This is a genomic window from Pantoea sp. M_9, from assembly GCF_008631385.1.
Taxonomy (GTDB): domain Bacteria; phylum Pseudomonadota; class Gammaproteobacteria; order Enterobacterales; family Enterobacteriaceae; genus Pantoea; species Pantoea eucrina.
In genome coordinates this window covers 81,200-103,360 of sequence record NZ_VWUF01000011.1, presented here as the reverse complement: position 1 = coordinate 103,360, position 22,161 = coordinate 81,200, and the positions used below count along the sequence as shown (strand labels likewise).

The 22,161-nt window shown below is 57.6% G+C and carries 17 protein-coding genes and 1 pseudogene; 6 read left to right on the top strand and 12 right to left on the bottom strand.

What is annotated here, in order from left to right; all coding sequences use genetic code 11:
• Positions 1-32: 32 nt before the first annotated feature.
• From glnG to glnA, 3 genes are all read right to left on the bottom strand, one after another.
• Positions 33-1,442, bottom strand: coding sequence for a nitrogen regulation protein NR(I) (gene glnG, locus F3I15_RS14750; RefSeq protein WP_039381345.1), 1,410 nt, complete (start codon positions 1,440-1,442; stop codon positions 33-35).
• A 7-nt stretch (positions 1,443-1,449) separates the two neighbouring features.
• The gene (gene glnL / locus F3I15_RS14745) at positions 1,450-2,499 is read right to left on the bottom strand and encodes a nitrogen regulation protein NR(II) (protein ID WP_150018426.1); all 1,050 of its coding nucleotides are present in this window, start codon (positions 2,497-2,499) and stop codon (positions 1,450-1,452) included.
• Positions 2,500-2,676: 177 nt separating this feature from the next.
• The gene (gene glnA / locus F3I15_RS14740; RefSeq protein WP_039381340.1) at positions 2,677-4,086 is read right to left on the bottom strand and encodes a glutamate--ammonia ligase; all 1,410 of its coding nucleotides are present in this window, start codon (positions 4,084-4,086) and stop codon (positions 2,677-2,679) included.
• A 439-nt stretch (positions 4,087-4,525) separates the two neighbouring features.
• On the opposite strand from glnA, the gene typA reads away from it, so the two are divergent.
• The 5 genes from typA to fabY all read left to right on the top strand — a co-directional run bounded on the left by typA (position 4,526) and on the right by fabY (position 9,395).
• Entirely contained in the window at positions 4,526-6,346 is a 1,821-nt protein-coding gene (gene typA, locus F3I15_RS14735) for a ribosome-dependent GTPase TypA (RefSeq protein WP_150018425.1), read from the top strand.
• Between the two features lie 139 nt (positions 6,347-6,485).
• The gene (yihX, locus tag F3I15_RS14730) at positions 6,486-7,082 is read left to right on the top strand and encodes a glucose-1-phosphatase (RefSeq protein WP_150018424.1); all 597 of its coding nucleotides are present in this window, start codon (positions 6,486-6,488) and stop codon (positions 7,080-7,082) included.
• Positions 7,083-7,087: 5 nt separating this feature from the next.
• Entirely contained in the window at positions 7,088-7,954 is an 867-nt protein-coding gene (locus F3I15_RS14725) for a virulence factor BrkB family protein (protein WP_150018423.1), read from the top strand.
• Entirely contained in the window at positions 7,951-8,388 is a 438-nt protein-coding gene (gene dtd, locus F3I15_RS14720; protein WP_150018422.1) for a D-aminoacyl-tRNA deacylase, read from the top strand. Before F3I15_RS14725 ends, dtd begins: the two co-directional genes overlap by 4 nt.
• 59 nt (positions 8,389-8,447) lie before the next feature.
• Positions 8,448-9,395 (top strand): fatty acid biosynthesis protein FabY, encoded by a 948-nt coding sequence (gene fabY / locus F3I15_RS14715; protein WP_039381327.1) that lies wholly within the window; start codon positions 8,448-8,450, stop codon positions 9,393-9,395.
• Positions 9,396-9,443: 48 nt separating this feature from the next.
• Here fabY and F3I15_RS14710 read toward each other — a convergent pair whose 3' ends face one another.
• From F3I15_RS14710 to gmk, 7 genes are all read right to left on the bottom strand, one after another.
• On the bottom strand, positions 9,444-11,123 hold the full coding sequence (locus F3I15_RS14710) for an AsmA family protein (protein ID WP_150018421.1): 1,680 nt from the start codon (positions 11,121-11,123) through the stop codon (positions 9,444-9,446).
• Positions 11,124-11,245: 122 nt separating this feature from the next.
• On the bottom strand, positions 11,246-12,634 hold the full coding sequence (locus tag F3I15_RS14705; protein ID WP_150018420.1) for an NCS2 family protein: 1,389 nt from the start codon (positions 12,632-12,634) through the stop codon (positions 11,246-11,248).
• Positions 12,635-12,767: 133 nt separating this feature from the next.
• Entirely contained in the window at positions 12,768-14,846 is a 2,079-nt protein-coding gene (gene recG / locus F3I15_RS14700; RefSeq protein ID WP_150018419.1) for an ATP-dependent DNA helicase RecG, read from the bottom strand.
• Positions 14,843-15,538 (bottom strand): tRNA (guanosine(18)-2'-O)-methyltransferase TrmH, encoded by a 696-nt coding sequence (gene trmH, locus F3I15_RS14695; RefSeq protein ID WP_039381320.1) that lies wholly within the window; start codon positions 15,536-15,538, stop codon positions 14,843-14,845. The genes recG and trmH overlap by 4 nt, the downstream gene beginning before the upstream one ends.
• 3 nt (positions 15,539-15,541) lie before the next feature.
• Entirely contained in the window at positions 15,542-17,650 is a 2,109-nt protein-coding gene (spoT, locus tag F3I15_RS14690) for a bifunctional GTP diphosphokinase/guanosine-3',5'-bis pyrophosphate 3'-pyrophosphohydrolase (RefSeq protein ID WP_039381317.1), read from the bottom strand.
• A gap of 20 nt (positions 17,651-17,670) precedes the next feature.
• The gene (rpoZ, locus tag F3I15_RS14685) at positions 17,671-17,946 is read right to left on the bottom strand and encodes a DNA-directed RNA polymerase subunit omega (protein WP_013511051.1); all 276 of its coding nucleotides are present in this window, start codon (positions 17,944-17,946) and stop codon (positions 17,671-17,673) included.
• A 57-nt stretch (positions 17,947-18,003) separates the two neighbouring features.
• Complete coding sequence (gene gmk, locus F3I15_RS14680) at positions 18,004-18,627, bottom strand: guanylate kinase (protein WP_039381313.1); 624 nt, start codon at positions 18,625-18,627, stop codon at positions 18,004-18,006.
• A 237-nt stretch (positions 18,628-18,864) separates the two neighbouring features.
• On the opposite strand from gmk, the pseudogene ligB reads away from it, so the two are divergent.
• A pseudogene (gene ligB / locus F3I15_RS14675) lies at positions 18,865-20,601 on the top strand (NAD-dependent DNA ligase LigB); the annotation flags it as partial.
• On the opposite strand, the gene F3I15_RS18360 reads toward ligB, so the two are convergent.
• Both F3I15_RS18360 and F3I15_RS14670 read right to left on the bottom strand, forming a co-directional pair.
• On the bottom strand, positions 20,548-21,165 hold the full coding sequence (locus F3I15_RS18360; protein ID WP_223810719.1) for a trimeric intracellular cation channel family protein: 618 nt from the start codon (positions 21,163-21,165) through the stop codon (positions 20,548-20,550). The pseudogene ligB and the gene F3I15_RS18360 overlap by 54 nt on opposite strands.
• A 304-nt stretch (positions 21,166-21,469) precedes the next feature.
• On the bottom strand, positions 21,470-22,114 hold the full coding sequence (locus tag F3I15_RS14670) for an oligosaccharide flippase family protein (protein WP_190289178.1): 645 nt from the start codon (positions 22,112-22,114) through the stop codon (positions 21,470-21,472).
• Positions 22,115-22,161: the final 47 nt, after the last annotated feature.

Below are 22,161 nucleotides of genomic sequence, written 5' to 3'. Positions count from 1 at the left end.
AAATCAGCAGAAACGCCGCTGATTGCGCAGCGTTACTCCATGCCCAGCTCTTTGAGTTTGCGCGTCAGCGTGTTGCGTCCCCAGCCGAGCAGGCGTGCCGCTTCCTGTTTATGCCCCTGAGTATGACGCAGCGCCGTGGTCAGCAGCGTACGCTCCATCTCCGGCTGCGCTTCAGATAACAGGTTCTGATGACCGGAACGCAGCGCGCGATCGGCCCACTGCGCCAGCAGCGTGGCCCAGCTGTCCGGCAGCGACTGCACCGGGCTGTCAGGCGTGGCGGATTCAAATAGCTCCGGCGGCAGATCCTGAATCAGCACTTCCTGACCGGCGGCCATCACCGTCAGCCAGCGGCAGGTGTTCTCCAGCTGGCGCACGTTGCCCGACCAGTGCAGGCGGGTCAGCGCCGTTTCCGTTTCCGGATGCAGGATTTTGGCTTCCACGCCCAGCTCGCGTGCGGCAACCTGCAGGAAGTAGCGTGCCAGACGCGGAATATCTTCGCGGCGCTCACGCAGCGGCGGAAGATGTACGCGAATGACGTTAAGGCGGTGGAACAGATCCTCACGGAATTTGCCTTCCTGCACGCGCAGCTCAAGGTTCTGATGCGTGGCGGCAATAATGCGCACGTCCACTTTTACCGGTGCGTAGCCGCCCACGCGATAGAACTGACCGTCTGCCAGCACGCGCAGCAGACGCGTCTGTACATCCAGCGGCATATCGCCAATCTCATCAAGAAACAGCGTGCCGCCATCAGCCTGTTCAAAGCGCCCCTGGCGGATCTGATTGGCGCCGGTAAACGCGCCTTTTTCATGCCCGAACAGCTCAGATTCAATCAGGTCTTTCGGGATCGCCGCCATATTCAGCGCAATAAAAGGCGCCTTGGCGCGCGGGCTGTGGCGGTGCAGCGCATGCGCGACCAGCTCTTTACCGGTTCCCGACTCACCGTTAATCAGCACGCTGATGGAGGAGCGCGACAGACGGCCAATAATACGGAACACATCCTGCATCGCCGGCGCTTCGCCAATGATGTCGGTTGTCGGGCCGCTGACGGGCTGATTGCGCGGCTGCTGCTGCTCCTGATAGTGGCTGATAGCGCGCTCGACCAGCGCGACCGCCTCATCAATATCAAACGGCTTGGGCAGATAATCAAACGCGCCCTGCTGATAGGCGCTGACGGCGGCATCAAGATCGGAGTGCGCCGTCATAATGATGACCGGCAGCATCGGGTGACGCTGCTTGATCTGCTTCAGTAGCGCCAGGCCATCCATGCCCGGCATGCGAATATCTGACAATAATACGTCCGGGGTTTTGCTGGCGAGTGCATCCAGCACCTCACTGGCGCTGTCAAACGTCGCGCAGCTTAAACCGGCTCCAGTGAGCGCGCGTTCAAGCACCCAGCGGATGGAGCTATCGTCATCGACGATCCAGACTATCCCTCGTTGCATAGAAACCTCACTGGCGAATGGGCAGGTAGACCGAAAACTCGGTGTGACCTGGCCAACTGTTAAATTCAATTTTTCCGGAGTGCTGATCGATCAGGCTGCGGGCGATAGAGAGTCCGAGACCGGTACCCCCTTCGCGTCCGCTGACCATGGGATAGAACAGCGTATCCTGCAGCTGTGCCGGAATGCCCGGCCCGTTATCTTCCACATCAATACGCGCCACCAGCCGGTAGCGCGTGCCGTGCAGCGTCAGCTGAAAAGCGGTACGCGTACGCAGCACGATGGTCCCGCCCTCTGCGCCAAGCGCCTGCAGCGCATTGCGTACGACGTTAAGCAGCACCTGTTCAATCTGGTCAGGATCGTGCGGCAGCTCCGGCAGGCTGGGATCGTAGTCGCGTACCAGCGTTATATTGTCCGGCAGCTCCATCGAGACCAGCTTGACCACGCGCTCCGCCACCTGATGAATGCTCTGCGTAACGTGCAGCCCTGGCTGCTGCGGGCCCAGCAGACGATCGACCAGATTGCGCAGCCGGTCTGCCTGCTCAATGATAACGTTGGTGTATTCGTTCAGTGACGGGTCAGGTAGCGCGCGCGACAGCAGCTGTGCCGCGCCGCGCAGGCCGCCAAGCGGGTTTTTAATTTCATGCGCCAGGCCGCGCACTAAATCGCGTGCGGCAACCTGCTGAGCATGCTGGATCTGCTCCTGGCTGAGCCGGCGCTGATTGTCCATCGGCGCCATCTCCAGCAGGATCAGGCCGTCCGGCAGACGCTGCGCGGTCAGCGACATGATGTGCGCGCGTCCGTCGACCACCAGCGTGACTTCGCTGTCGGTAAAGCCCTGGCCTGCGGCCAGGCTCTCGCGCATCACGTCAATATTCAGCGAAAAGTAGCCGGTCAGCTCCGGCAGCGGCGTACCGAACAGCTTGCGCGAACTCTGCGCCAGCAGCTGCTGCGCAGCCGGATTGGCATAGTGGATCACCAGCCCGTCATCGACCAGCAGAATACTGTTTATCAGGGAGTTGAGAATCTGCCCCGCGTCGGGCAGTGAGCCAGCAACCATACCACGATCCTCTGCACCAAATGGGTGCACTATAGCGTTTTGGGATGGAAAACTCCCCGATAACGGCAATTTTGCGGTGAAAAAAACCCATCCGGAGATGGGCTAAAGTTTCCACGGCAACAAAAAAACGTTGTCCTCTTTTGCCCGGCATGGCGGACAAAAGAGGTGAATGGCCATTTAAACGCTGTAGTAGAGTTCAAATTCAACCGGGTGTGGCGTCATGCGAACGCGATCAACATCTGGCTTGCGCAGTTCGATATAAGCATCGATAGCGTCATCAGTGAATACGCCGCCGCGGGTCAGGAACTCGCGATCTTCATTCAGCGCGTTCAGTGCCTCTTCCAGAGAACCAGCTACTTTCGGGATCTCCGCTTCTTCTTCTGGCGGCAGATCGTAGAGGTTTTTGTCCATCGCATCGCCAGGATGGATTTTGTTGATGATGCCGTCGAGGCCAGCCATCAGCAGCGCAGTAAACGCCAGGTATGGGTTAGCCGCTGGATCCGGGAAGCGCGCTTCAATACGGCGGGCTTTCGGGCTGGCAACAACCGGAATACGGATAGAGGCTGAGCGGTTACGCGCGGAATAAGCGAGCATAACCGGCGCTTCGTAACCCGGCACCAGACGCTTGTAGGAGTTGGTGGTTGGGTTAGCCAGGGCGTTAATCGCTTTAGCGTGCTTAATCACACCGCCGATGTAGAACAGCGCGGTTTCAGAGAGGCCGCCGTACTTATCGCCAGAGAACAGGTTTACGCCACCTTTAGAGAGCGACATGTGGCAGTGCATACCGGAGCCATTATCACCAAACATCGGTTTTGGCATAAAGGTTGCGGTCTTGCCGTAAGCGTGCGCAACGTTGTGCACGACATACTTATAGATCTGAATTTCGTCCGCTTTTTTGGTCATGGTGTTGAAGCGGGTTGCCACTTCGTTCTGACCAGCCGTAGCCACTTCGTGGTGGTGTGCTTCTACGACCAGACCCATCTGCTCCATGGTCAGACACATGGCAGAACGGATATCCTGAGAGGAGTCAACCGGTGGTACCGGGAAGTAGCCGCCTTTCAGACCCGGACGGTGGCCTTTGTTGCCGCCTTCGTACGCTTTGCCGGTGTTCCAGCACGCTTCGATATCATCGATAGCAACGTGTGAACCTGAAGTCGATGAACCGAAACGGATATCGTCAAACAGGAAGAACTCTGGCTCAGGTCCGAACAGCACGGTGTCAGCAATACCGGAAGCGCGCAGGTACTCTTCAGCGCGCTTGGCGATGGAGCGCGGATCGCGATCGTAACCCTGCAGCGTGCCTGGTTCGAGGATGTCACACCGGATGATGAGGGTCGGATCTTCGAAGAACGGGTCCATTACCGCAGTGGTGGCATCCGGCATCAGCACCATGTCTGATTCGTTAATGCCTTTCCAGCCACCGATGGATGAACCATCGAACATTTTGCCTTCTTCAAAGAAGTCTGCGTTAACCTGATGAGCAGGAATGGTGACGTGCTGTTCTTTACCTTTGGTATCGGTAAAACGCAGATCGACGAACTTAACTTCATGCTCGTTCATCATCGAGAGAACGTGTTCAGCGGACATACTCAACTCTCCTGGAAATGGTCATCTGTTGTCGTGGTGAGAGAACTCAAAATGCCTGGAATGTGTCACGACTACTGACCACCCCTGACTAAGATCCCGGCAAGCTATTCAGCCATCAGGCCACTGTCGTTTGCACTTAAAAAAGATAAAGCGAATTCTGTGCCAACTTTTTTTAAGCGCGATAAATGGCGCTGTGCAGCGCGCTGCATTGCATCAGCAGCTGCACCAGAACAGACGCATTGCTTTATTATGGTGCAAAACGGTGCGCTGGTGGCACTAAAATGGTGCATAAAGCCAGCAGAGTGCAGATATTTGCACCGCTAATGGTGCTAAAAACCAGCAGCGCGAGAATATTGTCGGGAAAACTGTGATCATGTTCAGTATTCCGCTTAATCCGTGTACAATACCGCGTTATTTCTATAATGCCTGAGGCAAAGCTGTGATCGAAAATTTGCGTAACATCGCCATCATCGCGCACGTTGACCATGGAAAAACCACCCTGGTCGACAAACTGCTGCAACAGTCTGGTACTTTTGACGCTCGTACCGAAGCGACTGAACGTGTGATGGATTCCAATGATTTGGAAAAAGAGCGTGGAATTACCATCCTCGCAAAAAACACCGCCATCAAATGGAACGACTACCGTATCAACATCGTTGATACCCCGGGACACGCCGACTTCGGTGGTGAAGTAGAGCGCGTCATGTCCATGGTGGATTCGGTGCTGCTGGTTGTTGATGCGATGGATGGCCCTATGCCGCAAACCCGCTTCGTAACCAAGAAAGCCTTTGCTCACGGTCTGAAACCCATTGTTGTTATCAACAAAATTGACCGTCCAGGCGCGCGTCCTGACTGGGTTGTAGACCAGGTATTTGACCTGTTCGTTAACCTCGACGCAACTGACGAGCAGCTGGACTTCCCTATCATTTACGCGTCAGCGCTGAATGGTATTGCAGGTCTGGACCACACCGATATGGCTGAGGATATGACTCCGCTGTATCAGGCCATCGTCGATCGCGTTTCTCCGCCGCAGGTTGAAGCTGATGCGCCGCTGCAGATGCAGATCTCTCAGCTGGACTACAACAACTACCTGGGCGTTATCGGTATCGGCCGCATCAAGCGCGGTAAAATCAAGCCGAACCAGCAGGTTACTGTGATTGACAGCGAAGGCAAAACCCGCAACGCGAAAGTGGGTAAAGTGCTGACGCATCTGGGTCTGGAGCGTATTGACAGCGATCTGGCAGAAGCGGGCGACATCATTGCCGTTACTGGTCTGGGTGAGCTGAACATCTCCGATACCATCTGCGACACGCAGAATGTAGAGGCGCTGCCGGCGCTGAGCGTGGATGAGCCTACCGTGACCATGTTCTTTAACGTCAACACCTCACCGTTCTGCGGTAAAGAAGGTAAATACGTTACTTCACGTCAGATCCTGGATCGCCTGAACAAAGAGCTGGTACACAACGTTGCACTGCGCGTTGAAGAGACCGAAGACGCTGATGCGTTCCGCGTATCAGGTCGTGGTGAGCTGCACCTTTCTGTTCTGATCGAAAACATGCGTCGTGAAGGCTTTGAGCTGGCGGTATCCCGTCCGAAAGTTATCTTCCGTGAGCATGAAGGCCGCAAGCAGGAGCCGTTTGAGAACGTTACCCTCGATATCGAAGAGACCCACCAGGGCTCAGTGATGCAGGCGATGGGTGAGCGTAAAGGCGACATGAAAAACATGGATCCGGATGGCAAAGGCCGCGTACGTCTCGACTACGTGATCCCAAGCCGTGGTCTGATCGGCTTCCGTAACGAATTCATGACCATGACCTCCGGTACCGGTCTGCTCTACTCGACTTTCAGCCACTACGACGACGTGCGTCCGGGCGAAGTTGGTCAGCGTCAGAACGGCGTTCTGATCTCTAACGGTCAGGGTAAAGCCGTTGCGTTTGCTCTGTTTGGTCTGCAGGATCGCGGTAAGCTGTTCCTGGGTCACGGTGCAGAGGTTTATGAAGGCCAGATCATCGGTATTCACAGCCGCTCTAACGACCTGACGGTAAACTGCCTGACCGGTAAGAAACTGACCAACATGCGTGCGTCAGGTACCGATGAGGCAACGACGCTGGTTCCGCCACAGAAAATGACGCTGGAGCAGGCGATCGAGTTCATCGATGATGATGAACTGGTTGAAGTCACGCCACAGTCAGTCCGTATCCGTAAACGTCACCTGACCGAGAACGATCGCAAACGCGCGTCTCGCGGCGGTAAAGAGTAAACGATACGTTCTGTTATCAGGCCCCGCACTGCGGGGCTTTTTTGTTTCTGTTGCCCGCCTTTTTCCCCGAATGCTCCCTGTTCAGCTACGCTTTTTGCCGCTAGAGTGAATGATCCCGGAAGCACAGAGGAGAGGCGTCATGCTGTACATCTTTGATTTGGGTAACGTGATTGTTGATATCGACTTCAATCGCGTACTGGGCGTCTGGAGTGATTTAGGCCGCGTGCCGCTGGCCACGCTGCAGAGTCGCTTCAGCATGGATGAAGCGTTTGAACAACATGAACGGGGTGAAATCAGCGACCCGGAATTTGCTGAACGCCTTTGCGAGCAGCTCGACATTGCCCTGAGCTATGAGCAGTTCACCGCCGGCTGGCAGGCCGTGTTTGTCGGCGTTCGCCCGGAGACGCTGGCGATCATGAACCAGCTTCGCGCCCGCGGCGAGCGCGTGGTGATCCTTTCCAACACCAACCAGCTGCATTTCGAATTCTGGCCGACGCACTATCCGGAAGTGCAGCAGGCTGCCGATCGCGTCTATATGTCGCAGGACCTCGGCATGCGTAAACCGGAAGCGCGGATTTTCAGCCATGTGCTGGCGCAGGAGGGTTACACGGCGGATCAGGCCCTCTTCTTTGATGACAATCAGGCGAATATCGATGCGGCGCGCGCGCTGAGAATCGAAAGCGTGCTGGTGGAGGATCACAAAACCCTGCCGGACTGGTTCGCAGCGCGTGGGTAAATGTGATGGCTGACACTCTGCGCCATCGGGCGCATGCATTTTTTTTGTGGCTGAAGCTGCTGTGGCGGCGCATCGACGAAGATAACATGACCACGCAGGCGGGTAATCTTGCCTACGTCTCCCTGCTGGCGCTGGTGCCGCTGGTGGCGGTGATCTTCGCGCTGTTTGCCGCGTTTCCGGTTTTTTCCGACATCAGCGTACAGCTCAAGAATTTTATCTTTACCAACTTTATGCCGGCAGCCGGCGACGTGATCCAGCGCTACCTTGACCAGTTTGTCGCGAACGTAAATAAAATGACGGCGGTGGGCGCGGTAGGGCTGATTGTCACAGCGCTGCTGCTGATGCACTCCGTTGACAGCGCGCTGAACGCCATCTGGCGCAGCAATTCGCCGCGTCCGATGATCTATTCATTTGCCGTTTACTGGATGATCCTGACGCTCGGTCCGCTGCTGGCTGGCGCCAGCCTGGCGATCAGCTCCTATCTGCTGTCGCTGCGCTGGGTCAATGTCACTGGCGTCACCAGCCTGATCGATCAGGCGCTGCGCATCTTCCCGCTGGTGCTCTCCATTCTGGCGTTCTGGCTGCTTTACAGCGTGGTGCCAACGCGGCGCGTGCCGGGGCGCGATGCGCTTACCGGGGCGGTAGTGGCAGGCCTGCTGTTTGAGCTGGGCAAAAAAGGCTTTGCGCTCTATGTTACGATGTTTCCTTCGTATCAGTTAATTTACGGCGTACTGGCCGTTATCCCGATCCTGTTTCTGTGGGTCTACTGGACGTGGTGTATTGTTTTGCTGGGAGCGGAAGTCACCGTCACCCTGAATGACTATCGCCAGCTAAAGCAGCAGGAACATGAATCATCCCGTGAGGAAACATGATTGCATTAATTCAGCGCGTCAGTGCCGCCAGCGTGGCGGTCGACAACCAGATCATTGGTGAGATTGGCGCCGGGCTGCTGGTGCTGCTGGGCGTGGAAAAAGAGGATGACGATCAAAAAGCCCGGCGGCTCTGCGATAAAGTGCTCGGCTACCGTGTTTTCGGTGACGAGAATGACAAAATGAATCTGAATGTGCACCAGGCTGGCGGCAGCGTGCTGGTGGTTTCGCAGTTTACGCTGGCGGCAGATACCCGTAAGGGCATGCGTCCCTCATTTTCCGGTGGTGCCGCACCGGCGGAAGCGGAACGGCTCTATAACGTCTTCAGCGACTGCTGCCGGGCCAGCGGCATCACAACCGCCAGCGGTCGCTTTGCGGCCGATATGCAGGTTTCACTGGTTAACGACGGTCCGGTCACTTTCTGGTTGCAGGTGTGAGATCGGCAGCCGGGCGGCAGGCGATCGGCCACGCTGGCTCCGAACGGGAGAATCATTTTATGTATCATCTTCGAGTGCCTCAGACGGCCGAAGAGCTGGACATGTATTACCAGTTTCGCTGGGAAATGCTGCGCAAGCCGCTGCGCCAGCCGCAGGGTTCAGAACGGGATGCCTGGGACGCGCTGGCGCACCATCAGATGGTGGTGGATGAGCAGGGCAAGCCAGTTGCCGCAGGCCGCCTCTATATTAATGCAGAGAATGAAGCCGCTATTCGCTTTCTGGCTGTGCATCCGTCGGTGCAGGGCAAGGGGCTTGGGACGCTGGTGGCGATGACGCTGGAGTCCGTCGCGCGACAGGAAGGTGCCAAGCGCGTAACCTGCAGCGCGCGCGAAGACGCCGTGGAGTTTTTTGCCAAGCTGGGTTTTATCAACCAGGGTGAAATCACCGCGCCGCAGACCACGCCGGTGCGCCATTTTCTGATGATCAAACCGGTGGTGACGCTGGATGATATTCTGCATCGCGCCGACTGGTGCGGCCAGCTCCAGCAGGCGTGGTATGAGCATATTCCGCTGAGTGAGAAGATGGGCGTGCGCATCCTGCAATATACCGGGCAGAAATTTGTTACCACCATGCCGGAAACCGGCAACCAAAACCCGCACCATACGCTGTTTGCCGGCAGTCTCTTTTCACTGGCCACGCTGACCGGCTGGGGGCTGATCTGGCTGCTGCTGCGCGAACGTCATCTGGGCGGGACGATTATTCTGGCGGATGCGCATATCCGCTACAGCAAACCGATCAGCGGACGGCCCGGCGCCACCGCCGATCTCGGCTCGCTGAGCGGCGATCTCGACCGCCTCGCACGCGGGCGCAAGGCGCGCGTGCAGCTGGAGGTTGAGCTGTACGGTAATGAGGAGCCGGGTGCAGTATTTGAGGGTGTCTATATCGTGCTGCCTGCGGACCAGCATGGTCCACTCGAAGCGGGTGGCTCCGGCGCGCTGATAAACTGAGGCTGGCGCAGCCGATCGCGCAGTAACAACGCGATCGGCCTGCCGTTCTTACTCTGTCTGCCCGTTACGCATGCTTTGCTGCAGCGAGCCGGCGTCGGTGGTAACGGAAAGGTCCGCCGTAATGCCCGGACGCAGTGATGTACCGGCGCGCAGTGACCCCTTAAGCTGCAGCTGCAGATTACTGTCGCCGCTCTGCGTCAGCGCTGGCCAGCCCCAGTTTTCCAGCACGTTGACCGGCACCGCCTGGCCCTTCAGGCTCAGCGTCAGCGGACGTTCGGCGCTCTGGCCTACCGTTGCCGTCGCCTCCAGCAGTCCATTGCCGTTAAAGGCGCTCATTTCTGTTATCTGGATTTGCTGCTCATCTGCCGTCAGCGCTATCGAGGGATGACGCAGATCGGTACGGTTAAAGGTCGCTTCTGCCGCGTTAAGACTCGCTTTGCCCGACCAGATCCCCCACTGATGTGCGCGCGCCAGCAGCAGATTGTCCGCAGAGCCGTCCAGCGCCGTCATCTGGAAAGGAAACGCCGGGTTGATATCGATGATCAGGTTACGATTGGCGGTGGCGTGCTTCACCAGCACGCTGTCAAGCCAGGCGGGCAGGGTAGCCTGCCAGCGCTCGCGCCAGTTCTGCGGCAGCGTATACTCCAGTCCGGCCACGGCCAGATCGTCCAGCGTCAGCTGCCGGTTGCTGCGCGTCCAGCTGCCGCTGGCGCGCAGGATACCGTTAACCCAGCGGGAGCTGAACTGCGTAAGTCTGACGCCTTCAGGCGAGAACTCTGCGTTAACGATAGGATCATCCAGCGCCAGGCTGCCATTAATAAAGTTGCCGGCATTCATCGCCAGGTAGCCTTCGTTACTCTGCCAGTCGCCGTTGCGCAGGGTAATGCCCCGCAGCGTAAGATCGAGATCGGTGACCGCCCAGTCCGGTCCCTGCAGTCGGGCGTCGGTGACATCCAGACGGTTAATCGTGACTGCAGGAGCCGTCAGCAGCGGGCGCAGGAAATCATGCAGCGACTGGCTGGTCTGCAGACGGATATCATTCAGGCGCAGCTGATCAATGCTCCAGTTGCCCTGGTCGTCACGCTCCGCCCGACCGGTTACCGATCCCCGGGCGATATCCGCACCTATCGTGGTCAGCTGCAGACGGCGCTGCGCCACGTTGCCCTGCAGCAGGACGTTATCACCAGCCAGACCGTTCAGCGTCAGCTGCGCAGCGCTTATCTGAAACTGCGCGTCACTGCCCAGCATATCGGCAGGCACAGGTTTCCATGGAACGATACCGCCATTAACGCCGCGGGCAGAGAGCGGCAGCGTCGTGCGCGGGCTTTCGAGGCGCACATTTCGCAGCTGCAGGCGGTTGGCCTGAACGGGTAGCATGGTGGATGGCGTCTGATTGGCGAGATTGATCTCCCCTTCATGAATTTCAATGCTGTCAAAATGAAGCCAGTCGCTGAACTGCACCATCGCCAGGCCAAGATCGATGCGTTTAGCCACGACAACCGCAGGCTGGCCATCGTGACCAAAACTGAAATTATCCAGCACGATATGCGAAGGGGAAGAGAAGTTGTGCTCAATTTTACTGACGGAGAGATGCCACGCAGTTTTATCACTTACCCAGCGGCTAAACCAGCCGGCGCCCCACTGTGTCTGCACCAGTACATAACCGATCACCAGCAGCAGCAGAATCAGCAGTAATAGAGTAAGGAAAAACTTGCCCAGGAATTTCATTGCATTCATCCATCGCGATCGTTGTCCGGTCAGTGGTTGTTATGCCTGAATTACCGTTACAGCTCAACCGTCTGGCGAAAAATGCGGATAAATAGCAGGCAGGCGGACGCCTGCCTGCTGCGCTATTTTTCCTGCGGGAAAATAAGATTAAGCACGATCGCGGTAATACCGCCGGCAGCAATACCGGAAGAGAGCAGCGTTTTCAGCCATTCTGGCGCAAACTGCAGAATCAGCGGCTGCTGAGAGACACCGAGTCCGACCGCCAGCGACAGCGCAATGATCATGATAGCGCGGCGATTAAGCGGCTCGCGGGAGACAATGCGCACGCCGGAAGCGGCGATGGTGCCGAACATTACGATAGTGGCACCGCCCAGCACCGGTTCCGGAATATGCTGAACAAAGCCGCTGACCGCCGGAAACAGCCCGAGAACCACCAGCATCAGCGCCACCACAAAGCCTACATAGCGGCTGGCCACGCCGGTCAGCTGGATCACACCGTTGTTCTGACCAAAACAGGAGTTGGGAAAGGTGTTAAACAGGGCAGAGACGCAGGAGTTCAGGCCGTTTGCCAGCACGCCTCCTTTCAGACGCTTCATATAGAGCGGGCCGCTGACCGGCTGTTCTGAAACGTCAGAGGTGGCGGTGATATCACCGATGGTCTCCAGCGAAGTAACCATAAAGACCAGCATCAGCGGGATCAGCAGATTCCAGTCAAAACCCAGCCCGTAATAGAGCGGTGAAGGCACAGCCAGCAGCGGCTGCTCTACCGGTGCCGCGCTCTCCGGCAGCATATCCAGTCCCCACGCCAGTGCATAACCCACCGCCATCGCGATCACCAGCGATGCCACACGCAGATAGGGGTTGCGCTGACGGTTAAGCAGAATAATCACCAGCAGCACGGCACCTGCCAGCAGCAGATTATCAGGCGCGCCAAAGCTGTGATCGTTCATAGCAGCAAAGCCGCCGCCAATTGAGGTCAGTCCGACCTGAATCAGCGAGAGACCGATAATCATCACCACGATGCCCGACACCAGCGGCGTAATAATCCGGCGTGCAAGATGCAGCACGCGCGACAGCAGCATTTCGGTACAGGAGGCGACCATCAGCGTGCCAAACAGCGCTGCCATCATGGTGGGCACATCCGCGCCACCATTCTTCAGCGCCATACCGCCCATAATCAGCGGCGTGACAAAGTTAAAGCTGGTGCCCTGAATCGACAGCAGCCCTGAGCCCACCGGTCCCCAGGTTTTAATCTGCAGCAGCGACGCCACGCCGGAGGCAAACAGCGACATACTGATGATGTGCTGCGTATCCTGTGCCGGCAGCCCCAGCGCCTGGCAGATCAGCAGCGCCGGGGTGATCACGGCGACAAACATCGCCAGCAGGTGCTGACAGGCGGCAAACAGCGTCTGCGGTAGCGGCGGGCGATCCTCAAGACGATAAATCAGTTCGCTTTTTGTCGTGGCAGACGCACTGGCGGGCGAAAGGGGTTCGGCACGATTAACAGACATGACAGGCTCTCAGTAACAGCAAAGTGGCGATTTTAAACGGTTGCCCGCTGAAAGCAATCGTTTGCATCGCTGCGGCTGATGACCGGCTGGACAATTTTTCAGCGGGCGAGCAGGGCGCGCCTGGAACCGGCCTCTAGGCGTGGCTGTAGCGTTCAGTTTCCGGCAGCCAGCGTTCAATCAGCGCCTGTGCCTGTTCGGGGTAATATTGATGGATATGACGCGCTACGCGCTGCACTTCGGGGATCATGGCCTGATCGCGCAGCAGGTCAGCGACCCTGAATTCAGCGTTGCCGGTCTGCCGCGTGCCCAGCAGCTCGCCGGGACCGCGAATTTCCAGATCGTGCTGCGCAATCACAAAGCCATCGTTGCTGTCGCGCAGTACCTGCAGGCGACGCTGAGCCGTTTTGCTCAGCGGGGCTTTATAAAGCAGCACGCAGTGTGAGGCGACAGCGCCGCGTCCGACGCGCCCGCGCAGCTGATGCAGCTGTGCCAGGCCAAGCCGCTCCGGGTTTTCGATGATCATCAGGCTGGCGTTAGGGACATCCACGCCAACCTCAATAACGGTAGTGGCGATAAGCAGCTGGATCTCGTTCGCTTTGAACGCGGCCATTACCGCCTGCTTCTCAGCAGGCTTCATACGACCGTGCACCAGGCCGGTACGCAGATCGGGTAGTGCCACGCTCAGCTCCTGCCAGGTCGCTTCCGCGGCCTGCGCTTCCAGCACCTCCGATTCATCAATCAGGGTGCAGACCCAGTAGGCCTGACGTCCCTCCAGACAGGCGCTTTTTACGCGTTCAATAATCTCGCTGCGGCGCGTGTCCGGAATGGCAACCGTTGTGACCGGCGTGCGGCCCGGCGGCAGCTCATCAATAGTCGAGGTGTCGAGATCGGCGTAGGCGGTCATCGCCAGCGTACGCGGAATGGGTGTCGCGGTCATAATCAGCTGATGCGGATGAAAACCCTGCTCTTCTCCTTTTTCCCACAGCGCCAGCCGCTGATGCACACCAAAGCGGTGCTGCTCATCAATAATCACCAGCGCCATGCCGCTGAACTTCACCTGCTCCTGAAACAGCGCGTGCGTGCCCACCACCATCGCCACCTGACCGCTGGCGATCGCCGCCTGCTGCGCTTCGCGCGCTTTGCCTTTCTGCTTGCCGGCGAGCCAGCCAACCTCGATGCCGAGCGGCGCAAACCACTGACGGAAATTTGCAGCGTGCTGCTCGGCCAGCAGTTCAGTCGGTGCCATAAGCGCCACCTGTTTGCCGTGGGCAATGACGTTAAGCGCTGCCAGAGCCGCCACCAGCGTTTTACCGGAGCCAACATCGCCCTGTACCAGGCGCAGCATCGGATAGTCATTAGCCAGATCGCGCTCAATCTCCTTTACCACGCGCTGCTGTGCGCCGGTCGGAGAGAAAGGCAGCGCGGCCAGCAGCTTGTCCACCAGCGTATGGCAGGGTGGCAGCGGCAGCGCATGATGACGCTGTGCGCCCGCGCGTACGGCCAGCATGCTGAGATTATGCGCCAGCAGCTCTTCAAGAATTAATCGTTTCTGTGCCGGATGGCGGCCGGTTTCCAGCTCGCTGAGCCGGAGATCGGGCGGCGGCCGGTGCAGCGTGCGCAGCGCATCAGGCAGGCTGATCAGCCCGCCGCTCAGCTCTGACGGCAGCAGCTCAGCGATGGCACAGCTCTCCAGGAGAGTCAGCGCCTGGTCAGTAAGGTTGCGCAGCGTGGCCTGACGTATCCCTTCCGTGGTGGGATAGACCGGCGTCAGGGTTTCCTGCAGCTCAACGCCGCCCTGCTCACCCTGAACGCGATATTCAGGATGGATAATTTCAGCGCCGCGCTGTCCGCGCTTGATCTCACCATAAGCGGTGACGCGGCGACCGGGCGCCAGGCTGTTTTTCATGCCGGCGGTAAAGTTAAAAAAGCGCAGAGTGGCAATCCCGCTGCCGTCGCCAATCTGGCATACCAGCATGCGGCGGCGACCAAAGGTGACTTCGCTGTTCAGCACCTCGCCTTCGATGGTGGCCCAGATACCAGGCAGCAGATCGTTAATTTTGTAGAGCTGAGTGCGATCTTCGTAGCGCAGGGGCAGATGCAGCAGCAGATCCTGGATAGTAAACAGGCCGAGTCTGGCCAGCTTAGCGGCCTGGCTGGCGCCGACGCCGGTCAGGGTACTGAGCGGTATGGCATCCAGCAGCCGGCCTTTCATTTCCGACCCGTGGCTTGCATGGCGGACCACCAGCTGGCATCAGCATCGATACCGCCCTGCATGTTGATCTGCGGATAGGGCAGGCCTTTCTGCTTCGCCACGCGGGCGAGAACCGGATAGCCGCCTTCAAACAGCAGACGCTGCTGCTCTTCTTCATCCAGCAGGCTGTGCTTACGCTGATACATGCCGGCATTCTGTCGCTGGCGCTGCGCTTCATACAGAATCAGCGCCGAGGCCACAGAGACATTTAGCGACTGCACCATACCTACCATCGGAATAATAATATCCTGGTCAGCCAGCGCCAGCGCGTCGGCGGTGATGCCGGTTTTTTCCTGACCCATCAGAATGCAGGTCGGGCGGGTGTAATCGATAGCGCGAAAGTCGACCGCCTTGTCTGAAAGGTGGGTGGCGAGCACCTGCATGCCGCGATCTTTCAGATGGCGTACCGCTTCCGTAATATGCGTATGGGTTTTAACTTTTACCCAGCTGTTGCTGCCTGCGGAGGCCGAAACCATCGTGCGCATCCGCACGCTGGGCCAGACGGCGTGAACCTCATGAATGCCCACTGCGTCTGCCGTGCGGATCACCGCAGAGACATTGTGCGGCTTGTGCACCTGCTCCATGCAGACGGTGAGATCGTGCTGACGCAGCGCCAGCATTTCCTGAATTCGGGCAAAACGTTGAGCATTCATGCATTAATTACGGTTACGGTGGACTTTAATCACATCCGGCATCACGCGAATTTTGCGCATGATGTTTGCCAGATGGACGCGGTCGTTAGCAGTCAGACGGATAAAGGCGCTGTAGACGCGGCCATCGCGCTCTTCGGTATTCAGGCTCTGAATATTCGATCCCGCCGTGTTAATGGCGGCGGTCAGGTTCGCCAGCGCACCCTGGTGGTTAAACATATCCACCTTAATCTCCGCCACGAATTCCTGATCGGTTACCTTATCCCACTCTACCGCCATAAACTTCTCGGGCTCTTTCTGATAGCCACGGATATTACGGCACGATTCATGGTGCACGACCAGACCCTTACCAGGGCTGACGTGTGCGACAATCGGGTCGCCGGGAATAGGACGGCAGCACTTGGCGAAAGTGATCAGTACGCCATCCGCGCCTTTGATCGGCAGTTTTTTGCTGCGCTTGCTGCTCTGCGCCGCATCCGCAGCGGACTGCAGCAGGTTTTTCGCCACGACCACGCTCATGGCGTTGCCCAGACCAATTTCAGCCAGCAGATCGTCCATGCTGGCGAGCTTCATACGCTCCAGCTCCAGCTGCACGTTTTCTGCCGGTATCTCAGCCAGCTTTTTACTGCCGCCCAGCGCATGGCTCAGCAGACGACGCCCGAGGTTAACGGAATCTTCACGCTTGAGGTTTTTCAGCAGCTGACGGATCTTGGCGCGCGCTTTTGAGCTGACCACAAAGTTGAGCCAGGCAGCGTTCGGGCGTGCGCCAGGCGCGGTGATAATCTCGATTGTCTGTCCGCTGGTGAGCGGCTGTGACAGCGGATAGGGCTGGCGATCGACGCGTGCACCCACGCAGGCGTGGCCAATGTCGGTATGTACCGCGTAGGCGAAATCGACCGGCGTCGCACCCGCAGGCAGCTCAACGATGCGGCCTTCCGGCGTAAATACGTAGATTTCATCCGGGAACAGATCGGATTTAACACTTTCGATAAATTCAAACGAGCTGCCGGCGCTTTGCTGCAGCTCCAGCAGGCTCTGCAGCCATCGCTGAGCGCGGATTTGTGCGGTCGTGCCGCTTTCGCCCGCTTCTTTATAGGCCCAGTGGGCTGCCACCCCCATCTCTGCCATCTGATCCATATCTTCGGTACGGATCTGCACTTCAACCGGCACGCCGTGCGGGCCAATCATGGACGTGTGCAGGGATTGATAGCCGTTGGCTTTGGGGATAGCGATATAATCTTTGACGCGGCCGGGACGCGGTTTATACAGGCTGTGCATCTGACCCAGCACGCGATAGCAGGTATCGAGATCTTTCACCACCACGCGGAATGCGTAGATATCCATGATCGAGTGAAAACGCTGCTCTTTGAGGTGCATTTTGCGGTAGATCGAGTAAAGATGCTTTTCACGTCCGCTGACGCGGCAGGGAATGCCCGCCTCCAGCAGACGCCCGTCAATTTCTGACAGGATCTTCTGAATCATCTCTTTACGATTACCGCGCGCCGCTTTTACCACCTCTTTGATCACCCGAAAACGATTAGGGTAGAGCGCTTCAAATCCCAGCTCTTCCAGCTCTGTTTTCAGATGATGAATACCAAGACGGTGCGCCAGCGGGCTGTAAATCTCCAGCGTCTCCAGCGCAATGCGGCGTTTTTTATCCGGACGCAGGGCGCCCAGCGTGCGCATATTATGCGTACGGTCAGCCAGCTTGATCAGAATGACGCGGATATCCTGCACCATCGCCATGATCATTTTGCGGAAGTTTTCAGCCTGCGCTTCTTTCTTGTCGCGGAACTTCAGCTTGTCGAGCTTGGATACGCCTTCCACCAGTTCAGCCACGCTCTTGCCAAACAGCTGTTCCATGTCCTGGTAGGTGGCAGGTGTATCTTCGATCACATCATGAAGCAGCGCGGCCATCAGCGTTTCATGGTCGAGTTTCATCTCGGCCAGAATGCAGGCCACGGCAACAGGATGAGTGATGTAGGGCTCACCGCTGGAGCGAGTCTGTCCCTCGTGAGCATCACGTGCGACAAGGTAGGCTTGCTTGAGGCGCTTGATTTGCTCCTCAGGCAAGTATTTTTCAATCAGCTGATTGAGGCTTTCAAACAGATACAAGGTTGACCTGCAGAGTGCGGTTAACGACGACCTTCAGCGATAGCGGTAACGGCTTGCAACTCAGCGGCTTCCTGCTCTTGCTGTTCCTGACGATCACGCACATCCAGAATCTGGTTGGTGATCAGGCCTTCTTCGATTTCGCGCAGGGCGATAACGGTGGCTTTATCGTTCTCTTCCGGAACCAGCGGGTCCTTGCCGCCTACCTGCATCTGACGTGCACGACGTGCAGCGACCAACACCAGGTCAAAACGGTTACCAATTTTCTCTACTGCGTCCTGAACGGTTACGCGTGCCATAGGTGTGCTACTCCACAGATGATGAAGAAATGACTGGGCATAATACTGAAACTGAATTCAGACTGCCAATAGTTTGCTGATTAAAGCATCATGACGCGCTTTCTGGCGTCCCATACGCAGACGTTCTGCGCGAATAATGGTTTTCAGATCGGACAGCGCCAGATCGAAATCATCATTAACAATCAGGTAATCGTATTCAGCATAGTGGCTCATTTCCGCCACGGCCTGCGCCATGCGACGGGCGATAACCTCTTCGCTATCCTGACCACGGCCGCGCAGACGGCGATCCAGCTCTTCGGTTGACGGCGGCAGGACAAAAATACTGCGTGCTGCAGGCATTCTGCTGCGGATCTGCTGCGCGCCCTGCCAGTCGATATCCAGAAAGACATCCACGCCGGTGGCCAGAACCTGCTCAATCGCGGCACGGGATGTACCGTAATAGTTGCCAAACACTTCGGCATGCTCGAGGAACGCATCCTCAGCAATCATGCTTTTAAATTCAGTTTTGGAAACAAAAAAGTAGTGCTCACCATGCGCTTCGCCAGGCCGCATGTCGCGGGTGGTGTGCGATACCGACACCTGCGTGTCGTAGAGCGGTTGTGTCTTTAACAGCGCCTGAATCAGGCTGGATTTACCCGCGCCGCTGGGGGCGGAAACAATATAAAGCGTGCCTTGAGCCATGGTTATCTTGAATTGAGTAAAGAGCGGAGTCGATTTCCTGCACAGTATACACGGGTTGGGGCCGCCACGCAGCGTTTGCCGCGCAGGTAAGGCAATTCTTTTCTGCGAACAGGCGCAAACCACGCGGTAACAGAGAGTAAAACGTCAGATTTGTGCGCGAGCGCGATTCCATACTCTGCGCAGGCTACTGGCTATGACCACCGCCGCACGCTTCAATCAGCAAAAAGGAGAGCGGCAATGAAACGATGGCTGTGGTTAGGTCTCTGCCTGCTGAATGCAGAAAGCCGGGGAAAAGCGCTGTGCCCCGTCTGGTCGCCGGTGCGGGCGCAGCAGGAGATAACGCGCCTGCAGGAGCAGCTGCGTCACTGGGACAACGTTTACTACCAGCAGGGGGCGTCGCCGGTCAGCGATGATGACTATGACAGTCTGCTTTCCCGGCTGCAGCAGTGGCAGCGCTGCTTTGCACCCGGCGAACCGGTACATGAAACCGCGCTGCCGGCAAGCCGTGGCGCGCCACATCCGGTTGCGCATACCGGGGTGCGCAAGCTGCGCGACAGGCTGGCGGTCGCTTACTGGATGCAGCATAAATCCGCGCTCTGGGTCCAGCCTAAGGTCGATGGCGTGGCCGTCACGCTGGTCTATCGTCACGGCAGGCTGACGTCGCTTATCAGCCGTGGCGATGGCGTGCGCGGTGAGGAGTGGCGCGACAAAGCCGCACATATTCCGGCTATTCCGCAGCGGATTGAGACCTCGCTGGCGGAGGTTGTCCTGCAGGGAGAGCTGTTTCTGCAGATGACCGATCACCAGCAGGCGCGCGATGGCGGAGCCAGTTCGCGGGCGCAGATAGCCGGCGCGATGATGCGGCGCGAAATCGGTCCGCTGCTGAAACGCACCGGGCTGTTTATCTGGGCGTGGCCGGACGGCCCCCCGGAGATGACGGAAAAACTTACGCAGTTGTCGCGCTGGGGCTTTGATCTTGCCCGGCAGTGGAGCCAGCCGGTCAGCGATGAAGAAGAGGTTGCCGCGTGGCGCGAGCGCTGGTTTCGCGCCGCGCTGCCGTTTGCCACCGATGGCGTGGTGATCCACGCTACGCCTTCTGCTGCCGGCAGAGACTGGCAGCCAGGGCAGGGAAGCTGGTCCGCCGCATGGAAATATCAGCCTGCCGAAGTCAGCAGCGAAGTGCGTGCCGTTACGTTTTCCGTTGGCCGCACCGGAAAAGTTGCGGTGGTGCTGAACCTGCAGCCGGTGCAGGCAGAGGATAAAACCATCCGGCGTATCAGCATCGGCTCTGTTGCACGCTGGCGCGCGCTGGATGTGATAGCCGGCGATCAGGTCACGCTGACGCTGGCCGGGCTGGGGATCCCGCGTCTGGAGCGGGTGATCTGGCGGGTGGCAGAACGCCACTATCCGGAACCGCCCGCCAGTGATGATTTCCACGCCACCAGCTGTCTGCATATTACGCCTGCCTGTCGTGCGCAGTTTCTTTCCCGCCTGAGCGGGCTGAGCCAGAAAACCGTACTCGATATTACCGGTATGCAGCGCAGCAGCTGGCAGCGCCTGGTACAGCACGGTGCGCTGACGCATCTGTTTTCATGGCTGACGCTGACGCCAGAGCAGATTGCTGCAGCAGAGGGCATATCGCCGGCACGGGCGCAGCGTATCTGGCTCAGTTTCAGGCTGACGCGTCAGCAGCCGCTGCGTCGCTGGATCGCGGCGCTGGGTCTGCCGCTGCCGCGTCAGGCACTTGCATCCCTGCCGGATACGCAGTGGGAGGCGCTGCTGGCGCGCACCGGGGCGGACTGGCAGCAGCTGCCGGGGGTTGGCGACGTGCTGGCGCAGCGGCTGGTCACCATGCTGCAGACGCCTCAGCTGCGTGAGCTGATCGCGTTTCTGCAGCAGCAGGGCATTCCGGCTGCTCCCTCAGTGTTCAGGATGGGGATAGTTGAAGACCGGCAGGCCGAGACGGAAACGCAGGGCGAGCAGGCGGGCAGTAAAACCGAACAGCAGGGTGATAATGACTACCGCTTCATGCGCCAGCGAGGTTTTCAGCAGCAGGATATAGATCCAGCCAGATGCGAAGGCGATACCGGCATACAGCTCTTTCTGGAACACCAGCGGAATGCGGTTGCAGAACATATCGCGCAGCACGCCGCCAAATACGCCGGTGATGACCGCAGCAATTGCGGCGATGATCGCCGCGTGGCCGGAATCCAGCGCGACCTGCGCACCAATAATGGAGAACACTACCAGGCCCAGCGCATCAAGTACCAGAAACACTTTGCGCAGGTGATTCATCAGCGGTGCAACAAAAGTGGTGACCACGGCTGCCGCCGCAACAATCATGATGTATTCCGGATGCTTCACCCAGCCGAGCGGGTAGTGACCCAGCAGAATGTCGCGCACCGAGCCGCCTCCGATCGCGGTGACAGAGGCGATAATAATAACGCCAAACAGATCCATTTTGCGTCGGCCTGCAGCCAGCGCGCCGGTCATCGCTTCAGCGGTGATGCCGATAAGGTAGAGAACAGTTAATAGCATGGGGGGCTCCAGCAGTCTGGCCGGCAAGGCTAAAGCCTCCGCGACACAGAGACTACTGAGATTTTTTCAACTGAACAGCGTCAGATTAGAATAGGTAATGTGATGATTAGGAAAAGGCAGGCGGGAAAGGGGAGAAACAAAATGCGTCAATATTTATGATAAAAAAATATGATGCGGGGAAGCCTGTTTTCAGACGAGAATCGATTAAATTACCTGCAGCGCAGAAAAGAAAAAAGCGTGCTGTTAACCAGCACGCGAACGCATCGGACAGATGCCCAGAGCCCACCATACAGACTTGTTGTTATTATCCGTTTCTTGCTCGCACGCTGGCGAATTCTTTCAGGCTAAAACGGTACGCAGGCTGGAACCAGGCGCGGCCGTAGTAGCAACAGAGCAGCATTCTGACGGAGACCAGCGCAAGGTATCCCCAGACCGCGCATAGTGCTGACGGCATCAGCCACACCGTAAAGAGTGTTGCCGCCAGGCCCGCTGCTACCGAGGTGATCTCGATAAAAGCGATACGCGTAAACTGCTTTTCCCGCTGCAGGATAGCCCGGTAGTGCTGCCCCTGCGGGATAATAATAAATATTACCGACATCATCTCCAGCATAACCGCAAGCTGCGGCTGCTGTGCTATAGCACTATAAATGTCACTACCAATAAACAATGCTGCAAAAATAAATAAGCCGGTAAAAATACTTCCCCAGTAAAGAACGGACATTTCGCTATTATTAAAGCTTATTTTGCGAATAATTTTATTATTAAAGCCGCGATCGGCAAGTGTATCGATAACCAGCAGAGCCAGTATGGCGATAACCAGCAGGTTTAATTCATTCGCCTGCAAGGTCTGCGCCAGCAGCGTCAATTGTAAAACGCCAATGCCAATAATTTTTGCTGAAGAGAGAAGCGACCATTTGGCGCTGGACAGCTCTCTTTCACGTATCGCCACAGTATGCTCATTATGGTACATGTACCATTACAGTTAAGGAGTTGTAC

What these genes read in the sequence shown, in the direction of transcription:
- glnG (WP_039381345.1), bottom strand. Translation starts at nt 1,442, where the DNA reads ATGCAACGAGGGATAGTCTGGATCGTCGATGACGATAGCTCCATCCGC.
- glnL (WP_150018426.1), bottom strand. Translation starts at nt 2,499, where the DNA reads ATGGTTGCTGGCTCACTGCCCGACGCGGGGCAGATTCTCAACTCCCTG.
- glnA (WP_039381340.1), bottom strand. Translation starts at nt 4,086, where the DNA reads ATGTCCGCTGAACACGTTCTCTCGATGATGAACGAGCATGAAGTTAAG.
- yihX (WP_150018424.1), top strand. Translation starts at nt 6,486, where the DNA reads ATGCTGTACATCTTTGATTTGGGTAACGTGATTGTTGATATCGACTTC.
- F3I15_RS14725 (WP_150018423.1), top strand. Translation starts at nt 7,088, where the DNA reads ATGGCTGACACTCTGCGCCATCGGGCGCATGCATTTTTTTTGTGGCTG.
- dtd (WP_150018422.1), top strand. Translation starts at nt 7,951, where the DNA reads ATGATTGCATTAATTCAGCGCGTCAGTGCCGCCAGCGTGGCGGTCGAC.
- fabY (WP_039381327.1), top strand. Translation starts at nt 8,448, where the DNA reads ATGTATCATCTTCGAGTGCCTCAGACGGCCGAAGAGCTGGACATGTAT.
- F3I15_RS14710 (WP_150018421.1), bottom strand. Translation starts at nt 11,123, where the DNA reads ATGAAATTCCTGGGCAAGTTTTTCCTTACTCTATTACTGCTGATTCTG.
- F3I15_RS14705 (WP_150018420.1), bottom strand. Translation starts at nt 12,634, where the DNA reads ATGTCTGTTAATCGTGCCGAACCCCTTTCGCCCGCCAGTGCGTCTGCC.
- recG (WP_150018419.1), bottom strand. Translation starts at nt 14,846, where the DNA reads ATGAAAGGCCGGCTGCTGGATGCCATACCGCTCAGTACCCTGACCGGC.
- trmH (WP_039381320.1), bottom strand. Translation starts at nt 15,538, where the DNA reads ATGAATGCTCAACGTTTTGCCCGAATTCAGGAAATGCTGGCGCTGCGT.
- rpoZ (WP_013511051.1), bottom strand. Translation starts at nt 17,946, where the DNA reads ATGGCACGCGTAACCGTTCAGGACGCAGTAGAGAAAATTGGTAACCGT.
- gmk (WP_039381313.1), bottom strand. Translation starts at nt 18,627, where the DNA reads ATGGCTCAAGGCACGCTTTATATTGTTTCCGCCCCCAGCGGCGCGGGT.
- F3I15_RS18360 (WP_223810719.1), bottom strand. Translation starts at nt 21,165, where the DNA reads ATGCTATTAACTGTTCTCTACCTTATCGGCATCACCGCTGAAGCGATG.